The organism is Limnobacter sp. SAORIC-580 (assembly GCF_013004065.1).
GTDB lineage: Bacteria > Pseudomonadota > Gammaproteobacteria > Burkholderiales > Burkholderiaceae_B > Limnobacter > Limnobacter profundi.
Genome location: NZ_CP053084.1, coordinates 3220984 through 3238288 on the forward strand (window position 1 = coordinate 3220984; position 17305 = coordinate 3238288).

Genomic DNA, 17305 nt, shown 5'->3' on the forward strand with positions numbered 1-17305 from the left:
CCGTATAACCAATAAAAATGAAAATCGCCAATATTCTTCGCTCCAAAGTGGTGTTAATACCGCTTTTCATCCTCGTTTTTGTTTACCTGTTCGCTTGGGCCGGGCTGCCGCGCCTGGTGCACTGGCAGGCCGAAAAGCAGGTGCTTGAACGCTCGGGCCATGTGCTGAAAATGGACTTGCCCGAGGTCAACCCCTTCAAGTTGACCGTTCGGATCCCCAAACTGAGCCTGACCACACCCGAGGGCGAGCAGCTGGTGGCGTTTGATCACCTGTTTGTAGACGTTTCCGGTACCGACCTGTTCACTGGCCTTGTTGCGCTGGATCAAATTGACCTGAAAAACCTGAACCTGAATGTGGCGCTGCTGCCCGAGGGAAAGAACAACTTCACCGCGCTTTTGAATGCTTTCAAAACCGAAGAGCCTGAAGAGGAAAACACCGAGCCGCCCGCGTTTTTGTTAAACCATTTGCTGATTAGCGAGGCAGCTGTTGATTTTGAAGACCGCCGCAAACCCGATGGCCTGAAAACCCGCTTTGCACCGCTAAACCTAGAGCTGCGCGATCTGGCCACCCGTTCTGAAACCGATGGCGACTTTGTGCTGAATGCCGTGACCGGGCTGGACGCCGAACTGAAACTTCGTGCGCAAATTCAGTTGGCCGACCCCTCGGCCACAGGTGAATTCTCGCTGACTGGTTTGAACCTTGCCAAGCTTGAACCCCTATTGGCACCGCTTTTGCCCACAGCACCGCCCGCTGGTAGCGCCGACCTGGCCTTGAACTTTGATGTGAACCTGAAGGAAGCAGCCACATTGCAGGCCAATGAAACCGCCCCTGCCGATGGTGCCCCCCAAGCCAATCAAGCTGCGCAACCCAAAGTACTGATCAACAACATCAATGCTGAGGTGCGTGAATTCAACATGGCCGCCAAGCCACAGGGTGCCAGTGCGACTGCCCAATTCAGCAAACTGAACATCAACAACGCCAGTTTTGATTTGCAGGCCAACAAAGCTGAACTTGCCGGAATTGTGCTGGCTGGCCTGCAGTTGAACCACGGCAGCAAAGCCAAGGCGATTGGTCTGGACACGATTGAAGTTGGCCCTATCCTCGTAGACCTTGCCGAGCAACATGCAGAGGTTAACGCCGCCACGGTGAAAGGTGGCGCTGTGAATGTGAAGCGCAACGCCCAAGGCGAACTCGATTTGATGGCGGCGATCAACGACTGGATTCCCGCAAAAAAACCGGTGGATAAAAGCGCGCCTGAAACAAGCGACGAAGCCCCTGCAAAACCTTGGACCTACGCCGTCAATACCATCGATGTTTCGGGTATTAACGCCAGCATTGAAGACCAAACAGTGAACCCTGCGCTGAATATTGGCTTAAACAATATTGCAGTGTCCACGAACGGCGTTACTCAAGACCTTTCCAAAACCCTGCCACTGAAAGCCAGCCTGAATGTGGCCAGTGGTGGAAACATTGCCGTGAATGGCGACATCAACCCCAGCACCGCAGCCACTCAAATGAACGTGGAGGTGAATGCGCTGGCCTTGAAACCCGCACAGCCTTTCATCGGCCAATTTGCCAAACTGAACCTGGTCAGCGGTGCCATTTACACCAAGGGCAAAGCCACCTACAACGCCAGGGAACAGGGCTATTCAGGTAGCCTCACTGTGGCAGGCTTGCGCCTGAATGAAGCGGGCACCAACAACTCGTTTTTCGAATTCAAAAAGCTGTTTACCCCCGGCCTGCGTGTGAATGCCCAAGGCTTGAATATTCAACGCCTGACGCTTGAAGGCCTGGATACAGCGCTGTTGATTGCGAAAGACAAATCAACCAATATCAGCCGAATTCTGGTGAACAAGGAAGAACCAACAACGGCCACGCAGCAACAAGCTGAACCTGCAAAACCAGCCGCCAACACACCCCCCGCATTCGCGGTCAACATTGACCGCTTCAATATTGCCAACAGTGAAATGGACTTTGCCGACGAATCGCTGTTCATCCCTTTTGGCACTCGCATTCACAGCCTGGAAGGAGTGGTGAACGGTTTGTCGAACAAGCCGGGAACGCGCGGCGAACTTGCGTTGAAAGGCGCTGTGGATGAATTTGGCGAAGCCGATGCACAAGGCACCATCAACCTGCTGGACCCGACAGCCTACATGGACATTGCCGTGAAATTCAGCAATGTGGAAATGCGCAATTTGACGCCTTATTCCGGCACATTTGCCAACCGCAAAATTGAGTCGGGCAAGTTGTCGCTGAACCTAGTGTACAACATTGAAAACCAGCAGCTCAACAGCAGCAACCAGGTGATTGTCGACAAACTTAAACTGGGCGAGCGTGTGCAAAGCCCGCAAGGTCGCGACCTGCCCCTGGAATTGGCCATCGCGATTCTGGAAGACAGCAACGGCCGTATCGATTTGGGCCTGCCCATTACAGGCGACTTGAACGACCCGCAGTTCAGCTACGGCGCCATTGTGTGGAAAGCCATTGGCAATGTGCTCACGAAAATTGTGACCGCACCCTTCCGGGCCTTGGGTGCCTTGTTTGGCGGCGGCGATGCAGATGAGCTGGGCAAAATTGAATTCACCGCCGGGGCCAACACACTCAGCCCTTCTCAGCGAGAAGGCTTGAAAAAACTGGGCGAAGCATTGACCACCCGCCCCAACCTGGCTTTGACGGTGCAAGGCACTTGGGCGCCGGTCGACAAAACCGCTATTCAAAACCTGCAAATGCGCCGCGCAGTGGCCACGCAAGCGGGAGAGAAATTGCAGCCTGGCGAAAACCCTGGCCCCCTGGCCCTGAACAATGAGGCCACCCAAAAAGCGATTGAGGCCTTGTTTGAAAAACGTTTCAGTGGCGGTGAACTGGCCTCGATGAAAACTGGCTTCAGAAAGGCCAACCCGGGCCAACTGGAACAAGGTGTGGCAGGAAAGGCCTTGGGGCAACTTACCAATTTGTTCAAAGACACCCGCGAGCTGAGCGATGCGGAAGTCAACGCACTGAAAGGCAAAAACTTTTATGCAGTGCTTGCGCAAAAGCTGCAAGATTCAGAGGAAGTGAGCACTGCACAACTGCTGGCCTTGGCCACACAACGCCAGCAATTGATAAGCACTGGGCTGACTTCAGCGGGTGTACCCGCCGAGCGCGTGAAAACCGACGCGCCCAAAGAAACCAAAGCCAATGACGACAAAACCGTGCCGATGGAACTGGGTATGGCCGTGAACAAGTGAGCAGCCAAAAACTAAACAATAAACCCCGCTTTGCTGGCCAACACCTCGCGGGTTACGCGAATAAATTCGCGAGTCTTGGCGGGCATGGGGTTGGCGTAGGGACACACGGCAAATATATCGGCCGGTGCACCCGCCCATTCAGGTAGCACCCGCACCAGCGCGCCGGTTTTCAGTTCCTGCTGAATGTCCCATTCTGAACGCAGCAGTACACCCTTGCCCTGCAAGGCCCATTGCACGGAAACATCACCATCGTTTGAACTCACAGGTCCATGCACTTTCACGGTGGTTTCCTGCTTGCCGTTGCGCAACTGCCAATTGTTGAAAGTGTGGTTCTCTTGCCGAATCACCAGGCAGTCGTGCCGGGTTAAATCGCCCGGTGTGCTCAATTCACCCGCCGCAGCCAAATAGGAAGGCGCTGCACACAATATGCGCCGGTTACTGGCCAACTTTTGGGCAATCAGCCTTTGGTCAGGCGGCTCGCCAAAGCGCACCGACAAATCAAAACCACCCTCAATCAAATCAATGGGGTGGTCCGTCAATTCCAGAATCACTTCCACCGCCGGGAATTCCGCATGGTAGGCCGACACCACATTGGCCACATGCTTGCGGCCAAAACCCAGGCTGGCGTTGACCCGAAGCAGACCACGCGGGGTGTCTTGCCCGGCACGCAAGGTGGCCTCCAACACATCGATTTGGCGAAGAATATTGGTGCCCTCGGCCAGGTAACGTTCACCTTCAGCACTTAAACCAACGCGCCGTGTGCTGCGGTGAAGCAAGCGAACGCCCAGCCTTTTTTCCAGTGCCGCCAGGCGGCGGCTAACGGCAGGCGGAGTGACATCAAAGGCCATGGCAGCGCTGGCCAGGCTTTCATGGCGCACCAGTTCGCTGAAAAAAGCGAGATCAGACAATTGCTTCAAAACTTGCTCCAACAAGGATTCGTGCGTATTTGTTAATAATATTTTAAATATCGAATCATTGTAGATATTTTTATAACGAATACACTGAGCGCTTCCACATCTACGGCACACCACCCCATGTCTTGGCTCGCTCTTCCTGATTTGCTCCTTGTTTTGTCCTTGGGCGCGGCTTTGGGTTTCTTCGGTGGGCTGTTTGGTATCGGGGGCGGCATTATCGCCGTCCCGCTTTTTATTATCGGGTTTGGCATGGACCAGGCCCTGGCCCAAGGCACCGCACTGGTGCTGATGGTGCCCAATTTGCTGATTGGCTGGTGGCGTTACAACCAGCATCACAAGCTGCCCTGGCTGGCCGTGGCTGCAATTGGCATTACTGCGACTGTAACCACCTGGTTAACAGCCAAGCTGGCCGTACGCCTTGATCAAGACATACTGCACTGGATATTCAACCTGTTCATTTTGATGGTGGGCCTGCGCATGTTGATGCTGCGAAAAAACCCCAGCGCCAATTCAAACAACAGCGATCAACCTCGCACTGCCACCATGCCCATCGTCGGCGTACTCGGTGGCACCAGCATGGGCCTGCTGGGCATGGGGGGCGGCCTGGTGGCCACACCCATGTTAACCACCGTGTTCAAACACACCCAAACCACGGCGCAGGCTTTGTCGCTGGCTTTGGTGGCCCCCAGTTCGGTGATGGCACTGAGCACCTACGCCAATGCCCACCGCGTGAACTGGGAATTGGGCTTGCCTCTGGCTTTTGGCGGGCTGTTTACCGTGTCGGCGGGTGTGGCCATCGCCCACTACCTGCCTGAAAAGGCCCTGCGCCGAAGTTTTGCGGCAGTCATGATCATTGCCGCTTTCTGGCTCATTTTGCAATCACTACACACGCACTAAGCTTTTCCGGTAAGAATAGGGGCTTGTCCACACTTGCCTTGTTTGCCTGATGAAGCTGGCGGCCCTGTTTCGTTTCGTGTTGTTTGCCACTTTGCTCGGCCTGGCCTCCAATGTGTGGATGGGCGAGCGGGCAGACCAGTTGCAAACTTCGCAAACAGCGCTGCTCACCGCCCGCTTGAATGCCATCAATGAATTGCGCTTGCTGCAATCCGAATTCGATGCACTGCAAACCCTGGTGGCCGCTTTTGTGGTCAGCAAAAACAGCCAGCACCTTGTGAATTATTACGAGTTGCTGGACGCCCACGCAGGCGCGCGCAAATATGCCCAGCCTGTCGACAATGTGTACTGGAGCAAGCTGATTGCGGGCAACACCGAAGCCGTACCCCTGGTGCCCGCCAAAGGTGAAACCCTGGAAAGTCGCCTGTTCGCACCGCAAAATGTTGCGCCCAACCTGAGTGGCGATATAAAAGAATCGGTCGAGAACATTTTGAGCTTAAGCAAACGCTTGCGCGAACGCGAGCAAATTGTGTTTGCCTTGACCCAAGGCTTGTACGACCCGGATGCGAGCAAGTATGTGTCGGAAGCGCCTGTGCGTGACGACCTGGCCATTCAAATGCTGTTCTCCGAAGAATACCTGGGCTTGAGCAATGCCATTCGCGCTGAAATTCAAGGCCGAATTCGCGCAGTTGAACTGGGCTTTCAAACCGTGCTTGCTGCGCAGGCCGACAACATCAAAGCCACTGCGAATTTCGACCTTTACCTGGGCTTGCTGGTCACCTTGATGGCCCTTGTGGGCCTGGCGGTGTTGCAACGCTTCGTTGTGGCGCCACTGCGAGAACTGAACAAGGTGAGCAAACAAATTGCACAGGGCAATTACAACATCAGTCTGCCCAACCCCCGCTTTGTGACCGAAATGAGCAACCTTGTGAAGGGCTTTGCCCTGATGATTGGTTCATTCAAGCGCGAACTGGAGCAGGGCGAAGCCGCAAGGTCAGCCGAATTGATTGCCCTGGAAGCCAAAATGGGCCGAGAGCGAGCCGAGGCGCAGGTAGAAGCACGCGGCATGTTGCTGGCCAATATGAGCCATGAAATCCGAACACCCATGAATGCCATATTGGGCATGACCGCGCTCACCTTGAAGTCGGATTTGCCCGAGCAGGAACGCAACTACCTGCTAAAAGTACAGGATGCCGCGAAATCGCTGCTGGGTTTGCTCAACGACATTCTGGATTACTCCAAGGCCGAGGCTGGCATGGTGGAATTCGAGCACATTCCGTTCACTCTGGATGAAGTACTGGCCAATTCATTTCTTGCGGTGCAAAGCCAGGCAGCCAGCCGCAAACTGATGCTGTTGAACGAGGTTGCGCCGGGCTATTCAAACCAGTTGGGCCAGCGCTTGGTGGGCGACCCTTCACGACTGCGGCAGGTGCTGAGCAACCTGCTGAGCAATGCAGTGAAGTTTACGGAAAGCGGATCGGTGCGTGTGTTCTCGAAACTGCAAACCCGTTCAGACACCGGGCTTGATTTGCGAATTGAAGTGCACGACACCGGCTCAGGTTTGAGCAAATCGCAGGTCGAGCGAATTTTTGAGAAATTTGCACAGGGTGATTCAAGCGTAAGCCGTGTGTATGGCGGCACGGGCCTGGGTTTGAGCATTGCCCGCGAGCTGGTGATTCGAATGGGCGGCCAAATTTCAGTCGAAAGCATTCCGGGTGTGGGCAGTTGTTTCTGGTTCTCTGTACCCGTGGTCTATGACAGCGATATTTTGATTGAACCCCTACCCTTGGGTTACCAGAATGGTGTGTTGTTGCACCAGCCGGGGCCTGTGGCCGACTGCGTAATGTCGGTGTTGAATGCCACCGGCATGCAAGCCACACTGGTAAGTACCCTGGGGCAATGCATAAGGCACTTGGACGAAAACATTTGCGACTGGGTGTTTATTCAATCGGATTTACTCGACCCCAGCGAACCACTGCCCGCTGAACTGCTGGAACACTTGAGTAACCCGGCCTTGCGCGTGGTGGCCATTGACCGCGATCTACTGTCAGCCGACAGTGCCCTGCTGCAACTGTTGCCCGCCGACATCACCAAACAACTGATACACCTGGCGCACCCGGTGTTAATGCAAGACATTTGTGCAGCACCGCGACCCGACTTGCCCATCTTGCCGCGGCCCGATGCAACCCGGGAGTATCCTGAGGCCTTGCACGGAAAAAGTGCCCTGGTGCTGGAAGACCACCCGGTGAATCAGGAACTGGTGTGTTCCTACCTGAAAGCGGCCGGCATGCACGTAACCCTGTGTGAACACGGCCAAGAGGCCGTTGAATTGCTGGACCCCGATGACGCGCCTCATTTTGATGTCATCATCACCGACCTTGAAATGCCAGTGATGGACGGCTATGAATTTACAGCTTGGTTGCGCGACCAGACTCGCTGGATGGACACCCCCCTGGTGGGCCTGACCGGCCATGCTTTTTCAGAAATACGCAACCGTTGTCTGGATTTGGGCATGGACGACTTTATTGCAAAGCCCGTGGAGGCCCGCGTGCTATACGCAACCCTGGCCGACCTCTTGCACACTGAAATACCTTCGCCCTTGCCTTCGCCACCAGCCCTGCCCAATTTGTTCATGGAGCACTGTACCGACCTGCCGATCAAGCTGCGCGGCCACTTGGATCAACTGGATGAAGGGGCGTTTGTGCGTGAAATACATTCCATGGTCAGCCTGCTGGCTTTGTTGGGTGAAAAGGCCTTGCACCTTGTGTTTCGGGATTTTGAGCAGGGCTTGAACAACCAAACCATTGACGCTAAGGAGGTGTTGGATCAAATTCGCACCGTGTGGCCTGCCTTGGTGAAGAAGTATTCCGAACTGGCCGAGAAAGCCACCCCCTCCTAGGGGAAACCTACCCCCTGAAATGGTGAACCTCCCCGTAAACGGTGAACCCTCACCTATGCGATGCCACGCCAAAGCAATGCAGTCGACAATACTTAAACGATGAACGGCAAGGCATTGGATTCAGCATGACCATTCGAGCACCCTACCAAGTGCTGCACAGCAGCCCTTACAAAAAATACTCCTTCGAGCGCGAGGTGTTTTTTGAAACGCTGGGTGCCTGTTGGGCGTTGAGTTCTCGCAACGTCAGTGGCCTGTTCGCCATGCAACTGCAAATCGATTTGAGCCGTGTGCAGTTGCTGTACGGCGTGCCCAGCTCGCATTTGCCCGAGCCACTGCTGTTTCAATTTCTGAATGTGTTTCAAACCCGGCCACGCAATGGCGCCCATGCACAGCACATGCATGCCGAGCACAATGCGCTGGAGTTGATTGAGGACATGAACGAAGCAGACTTCCTGAATTTCACCACAGGTTTTCAGGATGCGGTGAATCAAATTCTGGAACCACTGGATTGCTGGACCAAAGAATGCCAGCAAGCACACCTGGCCTTGAAGTACTACGGCCTGAACCTCGTTGAAACAGGCATGCGTGAATCCAAATTCAAACGCACCTATGCTGACCTGTTGGTGAACTACCTGCTCACCACGCAGCGCGTGTTTTTGCAGGAAAGCAAAACTTCCACATACAACTTTTAATCGCGCCGCCAGGTTTCACACCAAGCGCGGGCGCAGGTGTTGGCGCAATACCATTTTCAATTCTAGAAACACATCGGGATCATTCAGCAAGGTCATGTGATGCTTTTGCGCGAAGGTCACCCGTTGCGCTTTGCCTGTGTCGTCCGCCAGTGCTGAATCAGGCGTGACCAAACCATCACCCACAGTGGTGTTCAGCCAGGATGAAGTATGGTCGCCAATCGTCGAACCGATCAGGTGAAACATCACTTCTTGCCCGTCGCGAGTTTGCAGCGCACCCAGGCCGTGGTCCAAATCGCGAATGCCGCGTGAACGCACGCCCAGCACCCGGCCAATCGGCTTGGCCAATTCAAACTTGCTGAACAACTGCTCGCCTGCGGCGGCCAGGCGGGCCAGCGGGGCACCCGCATGGGGTGAACCCAAACACACCACATCGCGAATGGCGCGTTTCAAAATAATGTCGTCGTCAGTCAGTGCTTCAACCACTGCACGGCTAACCAAACCACCCATGCTGTGGCCCACCAAGGTAATGCCTTCAACAGCCACAGGCCAGTTTCGAACCAGCTTGTTCAGCATGCGCTTGAACTGGCGCGCATTGGAATCAATGTTGCGGCCCGTGTTGTAGCGCAGGTAAAGCGCGGTAACGGGGAAGTCGTCTTGCAGCTTGTCGCCATACGGGCGAGTGGCTGGTTCGCTGGGGTTGTAGTACATCTGCCAGCTGTCTTCATTGCAGCACAGGCCGTGTACAAAAATAATGAGGTGGTTTTGTGCATCGGGAAACTGCGCCATCAGCGCAGCCTGATCGGCCTGCAAAGGCTGGCCATTGGCATACAGGTTCATGTGCACTTGCATGGGGTTGCGTGTGGCGGCCAAGTGGTCGCCAAACACACCGTTGATCGCGCTGGAAATGGCCGACACCCGCTTGTCCGTTTTTGCATTCGGCATGTTCGGTACGGGCAAGTGGTCCACATCGTCCATCAACTCCCCACCCATGGCCTGGTCTATCACTTGTGGCGAGGCCAGGCTTTGGTTGGCCTGCCGAACCACCCAGGCCGCACCAGAAAATACGCCTTTGCCCGCTTCGCGAACAGCGCCGTACACCAGGTCGGTAATTTCGTTGTGAACCGATTCAACAGGCTTGCTGGCATTGAGCGTGGCTGCACCCACCGCCTTGAATGGCATGTCGCTGATGGCGCGATGAAATTCATGCACCCGCGTGGTGGCTTGCGCAATGGTGTCGCCCACAAACATCAGGGTGCCTTCCAGTTTTTCGCTGGTGCTGGGTTCTTCTTTCTTGCTCATGCGGTGTCTCCGAATCGGAATTCGACGGTGTATTTTCTTGTTAGTGTACAAATGTACACTTAATTATTTTTCTGCGCTAGAAATTCAACTCTAAGAAGCGCCTGTTGATTTCTATTTGACCGTTTTCGACAAACCAAAGCAATAGGCCCAATACACCAGGCCAATGAACAAATAGCCTTCCAGGTAAAAGCTGCGCCATTGCACGTCCCCTGCCAAGGCCAGGCTTAGGGCACCAGTCAATTCAAACAAGGCCACAATGGTGACCAATGAGCATTCTTTGAACAAGGTCACGAAACTGTTGATCAAGCTGGGCAAACAGGCCCGAATGGCTTGGGGCAACACCACATGCACATTGCGTTGAACCCGATTCAGGCCCAGTGCCTTGGCGGCCTGCCCCTGACCGGCTGGCACAGCCTGCAAGCCACCGCGCAACACTTCGGCCAAATAGGCGGCGCTGAACAATGCGATGGTGAATAACACACGGGTGAACAGGTCCAGCCCCTCACCCGGCAACCACAAGGGCAACACAAAAGCGGCCAGAAACAGCACTGTGACCAATGGCAAGGCTCGCAACAATTCAATGTACGTAATACAAAACCGGCGCAGTGGTGCAAATGCAGATTGTCGCCCCAAGGCCAGCAGCACGGCCAGCGGCAGGGCCAAGGCAAAACCCACAGTGCTTAGAATGAGGGTGAGTGGCAGGCCGCCCCACAGGTTAGTGGGTACTGTGGGCAGGGCGGCAACACCACCGTGCAGCAACACCGCACTGGCAGGCAACAACAAAGCCCAAAGCGAAAAAGCGGTTTTACTTTTAAACAACCGTGCTGCCGTTGCAAACAGCAACACCGACCACAACAACAACACGATACCCGCGCGCCATTGTTCAGCCACTGGGTAACGGCCAAACAAAATAACCCGCCACTTTTCAGCCACAACACCCCAGCAGGCACCCTGCCCGGCGGCCTGTTGGCACGCTTGTAAATCGGGGCGAAATACGGCGCTAAACACAGCCCAGTCCGCCAGTGCCCAAGCCACTGGTGCCAAAAGCAATGGCAGCGCAAGCCACAGAAAACCATTGAAAAAGCGATGAAGCAACAGGTTGGTGTTCACAAAGCCCCCCTGTTGACACGCGTGTTCAGCGCATTCATCAAGCCAGCAGCCACGGCGCTGAGCAGTGCGTAAGTGACCAAGATGATCAGCACGCATTCCACCGCCTTGCCGCTTTGATTGATGGCGGTGTTGGCCACCGACACCAGTTCCGGGTAACCCACAGCCACACCCAGCGAGGCATTTTTCAGCAAATTCAAATATTGGTTGGAAAGCGAGGGCACCACCACACGCAAGGCCAAGGGCAGCACCACGTACCGGGTGGTTTGAGCATTGCTCAAGCCCAAGGCCAGCGCGCCCTGGCGCATGCCTGGCCTCACGGCCTGTACGCCCGCGCGCACTATTTCGGCAACAAAGGCGGCAGTGTAAACCACCAGCGCCAGCAGCACGGCCAGGTATTCAGGGCTAAGTACCCAGCCCCCTTCAATTGAAAAACGCCCGGGCACCGGCGCTTCCGAAAACGAGGGAAAAGCCAAACCGCTTTTGCTTAAAAACATGCTGTCACCAAACGACCAGGCTTGGCTGGCGATGGGCAAAAACTGGGTAATGGCAAAGTAAATGGCCAGCAGTTGCAACAACAATGGCACATTGCGAAACAGGTTGATATAGCCCTTGCACAGCCCTTTCAACAAGGGGTGGTGTGCCAGTTGCCCCAATCCAATCAACAAGCCCAGAAGCGTACTAATCAGCAAGGCAGGTAGGCCCACTTTCAAGGTGTTCAACAAACCTGCCAACAGTATTTGCCAGTAGGGCGAACTGAAGGCCACCTGCAGCCAGCCTTCACTGAGTCCAAAACCAGCGGGGTCACTGAGAAATTCAAAGTTCACGGGCAAGCACCTTCAGCGCAAAGGTGGGGCGTACATCAGCCCGCCTTGGGTCCACAGCGCATTCAAGCCCCGTTCAAGTTTCAAGGGCGATTGCTTGCCCAAATTGGCATCGAACACTTCACCGTAATTGCCCACTTGCCGAAGAATTTGTACCACCCAGTCACGCGGCAAGCCCAGTGGTTTACCCAGGTTTTCTGCACCGCCCAACAGGCGCTGAACTGCCGGGTTGTTGTTACGCAAAGCTTGATCAAGATTCGCTTTTCCAACCCCCAGTTCTTCAGCCTCAATCATGGAAAACACCACCCATTTCACGATGGCAAAAAACTCGTCATCGCCACGCAGCACCGCAGGGCCCAAAGGTTCTTTGGAAAAAACTTCAGGCAGCACCACGTAATCATCAGGCCGACCGCTTTGGCTGCTTTTCAAGCCAATCAGTGCCGACACATCAGTTGAAAATGCTTGGCAACGGCCACTGAAAAAGGCTTTGTACGCAGCCTCAAAATTGTCATACACAATGGCTTTGGCTGTAATGCCTTGCGAGCCCAAATAAGTGCTTAGGTTTTTCTCATTGGTGGTGCCCGATTGAACGCAAATCTCGGCACCTTTCAATTCTTTGGCGCTTTTTACGCCGAAGCGTTTGTGCATCAAAATGCCCTGCCCATCGTAATAGGTAATGGCGGCGAAGTGCGCGTTTAGGCCAGCATCGCGACCCAAGGTCCAGGTGGTGTTGCGGGAAAGAATGTCGATTTGCCCAGCCTGCAAAGCAGCAAAGCGCTGCTGTGAACTTAATGGGGTGAACTGTACTTTTTGTGCATCACCCAACACAGCTGCGGCCACAGCACGGCACACGGCCACGTCCAGCCCACGCCATTGTCCGTCACTACCCAGGGCCGAAAAACCAGCCACGCCACTGCTCACCCCGCAACGCACGGCATCGCGTTTGTAAATAGCATCCAGCACCGGGCCTGCATGCACGGTGTTGGCCACCAGCAGGCAAAACAAGGTGCCCAACAAGCGTGTTGCCCGAAGTTTGAGCAGCTTCACTGACTTCCCCCTGTTTCATAAGCACCGCTTACTTTCAACTGCAGCCGGCCCAGGTATTCTTTAATCGCAACGGTGCTTTCATCCAGTGCCTGTGGCTTGGGCAACCATTCCCAGAAGGCGCGGCTTTCATTCAGCACGCGAATGTCAGTGCGCACCGGGTACACGGTAAACCCTGCTTTTTCGAACCACAACACCGAGCGCCCCATGTGAAATGCAGACGTGACCAGCGCAATAGAACGTGCACGCTCGCCCAGCAATTCGCGGGTGCGTACGGCATTCTCAAAAGTAGTTCGGGAGTTGTCTTCAATCACCAAAGCGTCTTCAGGTACCCCCATGTCCAGCATGAACATTTTCATACCAGGGGCTTCGGCTTCCTTGCGGGGATCGGTTTGAAACTGCCCACCACTCAACACGATTCGTGGGGCTATGCCTTGCTTGTACAGTCTTGCGCCTTGCCACACACGGTCGCCGGCATCGTTCAAATCGGGTAAGGCGCGTACACCATCAAACCGCCCCTCAAGTCCACCACCCAGCACCACAATGGCATCGACCTGTGCGGGCAAGGGTCGGTTGGCTTCCAGCACCAATGCCTCATCTTCAAGCCGGCCCAACAAGCTGTCGCCTACCCATGGAAGGCTGAACGCCAGCAATTGCAGTTGTGCCAACACCAACAGATGCACACGCCACTGCCCTCGGCCAAACAGGCCCAAGCCCGCAAACACAGTCAGGGCGATCCACAACCCCAGGGGGCTTAACAGCCAGATGGCGTACTTGGTCAGCTCGGCAGCCACAGTATTCTCCGCAAATGAATCAAGAGTCATTGTAGACGTGCTACCCCGCACACAAGCGCGCTACACTGCTTTCTTCGACCACTCATGCCTGCCAATTACCATGCCATTTCCCAACCACCAGCTCAGCATGACCGTGCTGATGACCCCCGACATGGCCAACTTCAGCGGCAAGGTGCATGGGGGGCATATTCTGAAATTGCTCGATCAGGTGGCCTATGCCTGTGCAAGCCGGTATGCGGGCATGTATGTGGTTACGCTTTCAGTGGACAGGGTGTTGTTTCGCCAGCCCATTCGTGTGGGTGAACTGGTCACCTTTTTGGCCAGTGTCAATTACACCGGCAACACCTCCATGGAGGTGGGCATCAAAGTAGTGTCAGAAGACATTCACAAAGGCATTGCCACGCACACCAACAGTTGCTTTTTTACCATGGTGGCCATGAATGCCGATGGCACACCCGGCAAAGTGCCGCCTCTGGAGCCCCGCACCGACGAGGAAAAGAAGCGACATGCCAACGCTGAATTGCGCAAGGAATTGCGCAAAGAACATGAAGAGCGAATGAACAATTTGAAGTAGACTTTGCCAATGGACTTGAGCAATTTGTCGACTGAGATTGATTTGGAAACCACGCTGGATCGCCTGTGTGGCGACTCGGCTTTGTTGCTTGAAATTCTTGATTTGTTTCTCGACGAATTCGCCACTGAACAAACCAACTTGTTGGGCCGGGTTCACGTGGGTGATTACGCAGGCTTGGCCAGCAAGGCGCACTACTTCAAGGGTGTTGCCCAAAACCTGGGCTTACTGAAATTTTTGCCTGAAGTTCAGTTGCTTGAGCAGGCAGCAAAACAAAACGATTCGACTAGCTGCGTTCAAGCACTGAATTCCCTGCATGAAATTGCATGCCGCATTTTGGCCATAAGAAAGAACATGCAAGCTGCCTGAAATTCGATCAGGCTTTTTTCAGGTACTTGCCTAACACTTCAATCAGTTTGTCGCGGTCCAGTGGTTTGGTGAGGTAGTCATTCATGCCAGCGTTCAGGCACTTTTTGTCCTCACCCACCATGGCATGTGCGGTCAGTGCTACCACCGGTATGTTCGGGTTCACACCTGGCACGCTACCACTCCGAATCAATGCAGTGGCCTCGTAACCGTCCATCACCGGCATTTGGCCGTCCATCAACACCAAATCAAATGGCTCTTGTGCAAGCAGGTCCACCGCTTCCTGGCCATTGTTGGTCACCTTGCTGAAAAGGCCGAGGCGCTCAAGCACTTTGCACACCACCATCTGGTTCATGGGTGCATCTTCCACCACCAGAATTTTTCCATGAAATTGCTGCACGGGGGGTGGTATTTCAGTTTGTGTCGCGAGCGTGGGTTGGGTGGCTTGATCGGTCATGGTTTGAGCAGCCACGGTTTGCAAACCCAGTTTCAGGGAAAACACAATTTCAGTGCCACGGCCGGGCTCACTGTGCAAGCGCACTTTGCCGCCCATCAGTTCAACCATTTCCTTGACGATTGCCAAGCCAAGCCCGCTACCCTGGGCGCGGCGCGTGCTGGAGTTGTCGACCTGCGTGAATCGCTTGAACAAGTTTGTTTGATGCTCGGGTGCTATTCCAATGCCAGTGTCTTTCACAGAAAACTCAAGCACGGCTTGTTGCGCGGTTCGGGACACTTCCCGGCACACAACCTTCACATGGCCCACATCGGTAAACTTGATCGCATTGCCCACCAGATTCAACAAAATTTGACGCATGCGCACCGAATCGCCGAGGTAGGTGGTTTTGGGTAATGTCTCTGCGGGGCATTTCAGTTCAATGCCTTTGCTGTTGGCATCAAAAGCCAGTGCAGCCTCTACATCGGCGAGCACATCGGCAAGCTCGAGCGGGCTGTGCCGCAGGGTTAATTGCCCACTTTCCACTTTTGAAATATCGAGAATGTCATTCAACAAGCTAAGCAAGGAGGCTGCGCTGCGTTTGGATGCGGCAGCAAGTTGAAGTTGTTCAGGTTTCAATTCCGTGTCGAGCAACAGATCAAGCGTTCCCAGCACGCCGTTCATGGGGGTGCGAATTTCGTGGCTCATGTTTGCCAAAAAAGCAGCCTGCGTTTTTTGAGCCTGCAAGGCGAGTTCTTGGGACTGCCTTAGCGACGCTTCGCTTTGACGTCTCGACACAATTTCCTGTGCCAATGCGGTATTAATTTGCGTCAGTTTGCCCAGGTCAGGTAAGGCCATGATGTGTTTTAACTTGGGCAGTAAATAAATTGCAGTGGCCACTGAGACCAGAGCTGTCACAATTTTGGTAATGCCCTGTGTGTAATACAGCGGCACCCACAAGGTGAGAATGCCCATGACATGCGTCACACCACAGGCCAGAATAAATGCAGCGAACAGATAGTAAATGGGCTGCAATTCAGCGTCGGGTCGCTTCTTGGCCACGTACACAATGCCGATTGGAATCGAGAAGTAGGCGATGGCAATCAAGAGGTCTGAAATGACGTGCATGGCCAGCAGTTGTGGATTCCACGCAATACAAAAGCCGTGCGGCAGGTACTCGATCACATTGTTCATTGGCCAATCACTTGGATAAAAATCGTTTAGCGATACACAAAATCAACTTGATCCGATTTGTGTTCTCTCAGGAAGCTCGCATCAATATAGTTCAAATATTCGGGTTCTTTGGGCAAATTATTCTGAACGTGACCCTCGCGCATGGCCCACCTGGCTTGGCCTTGCAAGGTGCTCACCAGCGACTGTTGCAAAGTCATTCGAAAGGTGTAGTCATTCCAGTTTTTCTCGATGTGTTCCTGGCTGACCATTTTTTTTCTCAGCAGCAATGCCTGCGCCCTGGAGGGATAATCGCGAATGTAATCGACTGCCTCGCTCAAGGCTTTCATCACACCGCGCACTTGCGCCGCGTGTTTGTTTTTGAATTGGTTTCGCACACTGACATTGAAGGTTTGGGTATAAAGGCGTGGCGCATCCACTTGCACAATGTCACGGCCACCCAGTTGTAGGGCTTGTTCAGCCATGGGTTCCCAAATCGAAATTGCATCCACCCGGCCTTGCTGCAAGGCTTGGGGAAGTTCAGATGCGGCCATGGGCACCTTAATTACCTGCTGAGGATCAACCCCCTTGAACAACAAAAAGGTATCCATGTAATAGTGCGATGAAGATTTGGGTACATAGCCAATTCGCTTGCCAGCCAGACTCAAGCGACCGTTCTGGAGCAAGTTGCGTGACACCAGAAACTTCAGATCGTCCTTGTTGGTCACCAGGGTAGCCAGCACCGAAATCGGATTGTTGTCGTATGCAGCAAACATCACCGGCAATTCCGAAGAACTGGCAAGGTCAGCCTTTCCCTGCCCCAGAGCTTTGATGCAGTCCTGTCCACTGCTGCACTCAATCAGCACGGGATTCACTTGGTGTTTCTCGAAGAACTTTCTCTCCGTGGCCACGTACACCGGCAAAGACATGACAGTGGGCGGCACTGCAATTCGCACCACATCGGCAGCGTCTGCACTTTGAGCAGCCAAAAGCAAAGCCAGCAGCAGGGAGTAGATCCATGTGCTCAACTGAAATTGTTTCATAGCGCCTGCCCTCACGATTTAACAACTC

14 protein-coding genes are annotated in these 17305 nt (G+C 54.2%); 6 read left to right on the plus strand and 8 right to left on the minus strand.

The features are described 5' to 3' along the window. Window positions 1-17: 17 nt before the first annotated feature. Window positions 18-3227 (plus strand): DUF748 domain-containing protein, encoded by a 3210-nt coding sequence (locus HKT17_RS15135; RefSeq protein ID WP_171101215.1) that lies wholly within the window; start codon window positions 18-20, stop codon window positions 3225-3227. A gap of 11 nt (window positions 3228-3238) precedes the next feature. Here the strand turns inward: HKT17_RS15135 and HKT17_RS15140 are convergent, their stop codons facing one another. Further along, window positions 3239-4144 carry a LysR family transcriptional regulator gene (locus HKT17_RS15140; protein ID WP_171101217.1) on the minus strand — a complete coding sequence of 302 codons (906 nt, stop codon included), beginning with the start codon at window positions 4142-4144 and terminating at the stop codon, window positions 3239-3241. Between the two features lie 117 nt (window positions 4145-4261). Here HKT17_RS15140 and HKT17_RS15145 point away from each other — a divergent pair, with 117 nt between their 5' ends. The 3 genes from HKT17_RS15145 to HKT17_RS15155 all read left to right on the plus strand — a co-directional run bounded on the left by HKT17_RS15145 (window position 4262) and on the right by HKT17_RS15155 (window position 8626). After that, window positions 4262-5038, plus strand: coding sequence for a sulfite exporter TauE/SafE family protein (locus HKT17_RS15145; RefSeq protein WP_171101219.1), 777 nt, complete (start codon window positions 4262-4264; stop codon window positions 5036-5038). A 49-nt stretch (window positions 5039-5087) separates the two neighbouring features. Continuing rightward, a complete protein-coding gene (locus tag HKT17_RS15150) occupies window positions 5088-7934 on the plus strand; it encodes a hybrid sensor histidine kinase/response regulator (RefSeq protein WP_171101221.1) in 2847 nt (948 codons plus the stop codon). Between the two features lie 125 nt (window positions 7935-8059). Further along, entirely contained in the window at window positions 8060-8626 is a 567-nt protein-coding gene (locus tag HKT17_RS15155) for a hypothetical protein (RefSeq protein ID WP_008247177.1), read from the plus strand. A gap of 15 nt (window positions 8627-8641) precedes the next feature. Here HKT17_RS15155 and HKT17_RS15160 read toward each other — a convergent pair whose 3' ends face one another. The 5 genes from HKT17_RS15160 to HKT17_RS15180 all read right to left on the minus strand — a co-directional run bounded on the left by HKT17_RS15160 (window position 8642) and on the right by HKT17_RS15180 (window position 13724). Continuing rightward, window positions 8642-9925 carry an esterase/lipase family protein gene (locus HKT17_RS15160; protein ID WP_171101223.1) on the minus strand — a complete coding sequence of 428 codons (1284 nt, stop codon included), beginning with the start codon at window positions 9923-9925 and terminating at the stop codon, window positions 8642-8644. 111 nt (window positions 9926-10036) lie between these two features. Then, window positions 10037-11035, minus strand: coding sequence for an amino acid ABC transporter permease (locus tag HKT17_RS15165; RefSeq protein ID WP_171101226.1), 999 nt, complete (start codon window positions 11033-11035; stop codon window positions 10037-10039). Then, a complete protein-coding gene (locus HKT17_RS15170) occupies window positions 11032-11859 on the minus strand; it encodes an ABC transporter permease subunit (protein WP_171101228.1) in 828 nt (275 codons plus the stop codon). The genes HKT17_RS15165 and HKT17_RS15170 overlap by 4 nt, the downstream gene beginning before the upstream one ends. A 12-nt stretch (window positions 11860-11871) precedes the next feature. After that, window positions 11872-12903, minus strand: a complete 1032-nt coding sequence (locus HKT17_RS15175) for an amino acid ABC transporter substrate-binding protein (protein ID WP_171101229.1) — start codon at window positions 12901-12903, stop codon at window positions 11872-11874. Continuing rightward, window positions 12900-13724 (minus strand): YdcF family protein, encoded by an 825-nt coding sequence (locus HKT17_RS15180; RefSeq protein ID WP_171101231.1) that lies wholly within the window; start codon window positions 13722-13724, stop codon window positions 12900-12902. The genes HKT17_RS15175 and HKT17_RS15180 overlap by 4 nt, the downstream gene beginning before the upstream one ends. 70 nt (window positions 13725-13794) lie before the next feature. Between HKT17_RS15180 and HKT17_RS15185 the strand changes: the two genes are divergently transcribed. After that, the gene (locus HKT17_RS15185) at window positions 13795-14268 is read left to right on the plus strand and encodes an acyl-CoA thioesterase (RefSeq protein WP_171101233.1); all 474 of its coding nucleotides are present in this window, start codon (window positions 13795-13797) and stop codon (window positions 14266-14268) included. A 9-nt stretch (window positions 14269-14277) separates the two neighbouring features. Continuing rightward, window positions 14278-14634, plus strand: coding sequence for an Hpt domain-containing protein (locus HKT17_RS15190; protein WP_171101235.1), 357 nt, complete (start codon window positions 14278-14280; stop codon window positions 14632-14634). A gap of 7 nt (window positions 14635-14641) precedes the next feature. On the opposite strand, the gene HKT17_RS15195 is transcribed toward HKT17_RS15190, so the two are convergent. Then, complete coding sequence (locus HKT17_RS15195; RefSeq protein WP_171101237.1) at window positions 14642-16258, minus strand: ATP-binding protein; 1617 nt, start codon at window positions 16256-16258, stop codon at window positions 14642-14644. A 26-nt stretch (window positions 16259-16284) separates the two neighbouring features. Beyond that, the gene (locus tag HKT17_RS15200) at window positions 16285-17277 is read right to left on the minus strand and encodes an ABC transporter substrate-binding protein (RefSeq protein ID WP_171101239.1); all 993 of its coding nucleotides are present in this window, start codon (window positions 17275-17277) and stop codon (window positions 16285-16287) included. Window positions 17278-17305: the final 28 nt, after the last annotated feature.

What these genes read in the sequence shown, in the direction of transcription:
- HKT17_RS15135 (WP_171101215.1), top strand. Translation starts at nt 18, where the DNA reads ATGAAAATCGCCAATATTCTTCGCTCCAAAGTGGTGTTAATACCGCTT.
- HKT17_RS15145 (WP_171101219.1), top strand. Translation starts at nt 4,262, where the DNA reads ATGTCTTGGCTCGCTCTTCCTGATTTGCTCCTTGTTTTGTCCTTGGGC.
- HKT17_RS15150 (WP_171101221.1), top strand. Translation starts at nt 5,088, where the DNA reads ATGAAGCTGGCGGCCCTGTTTCGTTTCGTGTTGTTTGCCACTTTGCTC.
- HKT17_RS15155 (WP_008247177.1), top strand. Translation starts at nt 8,060, where the DNA reads ATGACCATTCGAGCACCCTACCAAGTGCTGCACAGCAGCCCTTACAAA.
- HKT17_RS15160 (WP_171101223.1), bottom strand. Translation starts at nt 9,925, where the DNA reads ATGAGCAAGAAAGAAGAACCCAGCACCAGCGAAAAACTGGAAGGCACC.
- HKT17_RS15180 (WP_171101231.1), bottom strand. Translation starts at nt 13,724, where the DNA reads ATGACTCTTGATTCATTTGCGGAGAATACTGTGGCTGCCGAGCTGACC.
- HKT17_RS15185 (WP_171101233.1), top strand. Translation starts at nt 13,795, where the DNA reads ATGCCATTTCCCAACCACCAGCTCAGCATGACCGTGCTGATGACCCCC.
- HKT17_RS15190 (WP_171101235.1), top strand. Translation starts at nt 14,278, where the DNA reads ATGGACTTGAGCAATTTGTCGACTGAGATTGATTTGGAAACCACGCTG.
- HKT17_RS15195 (WP_171101237.1), bottom strand. Translation starts at nt 16,258, where the DNA reads ATGAACAATGTGATCGAGTACCTGCCGCACGGCTTTTGTATTGCGTGG.
- HKT17_RS15200 (WP_171101239.1), bottom strand. Translation starts at nt 17,277, where the DNA reads ATGAAACAATTTCAGTTGAGCACATGGATCTACTCCCTGCTGCTGGCT.